The sequence below is a fragment of the Actinocorallia lasiicapitis genome (assembly GCF_054778695.1).
The window spans coordinates 1-652 of sequence record NZ_BAAGZI010000874.1 but is presented as its reverse complement, the minus strand read 5'-3'; the positions used below and the strand labels follow the sequence as shown (position 1 = coordinate 652).

General features: G+C 73.3%; 2 protein-coding genes. One reads left to right on the top strand and one right to left on the bottom strand.

All coding sequences use genetic code 11. The features are described from left to right. The coding region (locus ACYVE7_RS35230; protein WP_460371028.1) for a PIG-L deacetylase family protein at window positions 1–133 on the bottom strand (133 nt) is incomplete at its 3' end. A 128-nt stretch (window positions 134–261) separates the two neighbouring features. On the opposite strand from ACYVE7_RS35230, the gene ACYVE7_RS35225 reads away from it, so the two are divergent. Continuing rightward, window positions 262–652, top strand: a 391-nt coding sequence (locus tag ACYVE7_RS35225) for a glycosyltransferase family 4 protein (protein WP_460371026.1), incomplete at its 3' end; no start/stop codon positions are given.

The following is a 652-nucleotide window of genomic DNA, read 5'->3' as shown; positions in this document are numbered from 1 at the left end:
CGAGCCCGGCCTCGCCGGCGGTGGCGACGACGAGCACCACCCGGTGGCCTTGCCGGGCCAGCCGGGACATCAGCCCGGCGGTCAGCAGCGCCTCGTCGTCGGGATGGGCGTGGAAGAACAGGCAGGTCCGCACGTCTGGTGGATGCCCGCCCCGCGGTGAAGATCTTTTATGCCGGAGGTCAAACCTGGGGCAACACGTCCGCCGTGACCCGGTTCCGGCCCCTTCGGCAGCCGAGACTCAGCCGGGTGAGGATCCTGCATGTGAGCGACTGTTTCCTGCCCCGGCTCGGCGGCATCGAGGTCCAGGTGGACGATCTGGCCAGAGCCCAGCGGAGCGTCGGCCACGACGTGCGGATCGCCACGGCCACCCCGGGGCCCGCCGGTTCGGGCGTCGACCGGGTCGGGGTGCGGCTGCCGTGGGGGCTGCCCGTGCTCGGTTCGATCCGGTCGGTGCTGGATTCCTTCGACCCCGACGTCGTCCACATCCACACCGGGGTGGTGTCGCCGTTCGCGTGGCGGGCCATGCGGGAGTGCCGCGGCGTGCCGGCCGTCGTCACCGTGCACAGCCTGTGGGGGAAGCCGACGGCCCTCGCCCACCGGCGGCTGATCGGCGCGGACGCCGCCGTGACGACCGTCAGCGAGGCGGCCGCCC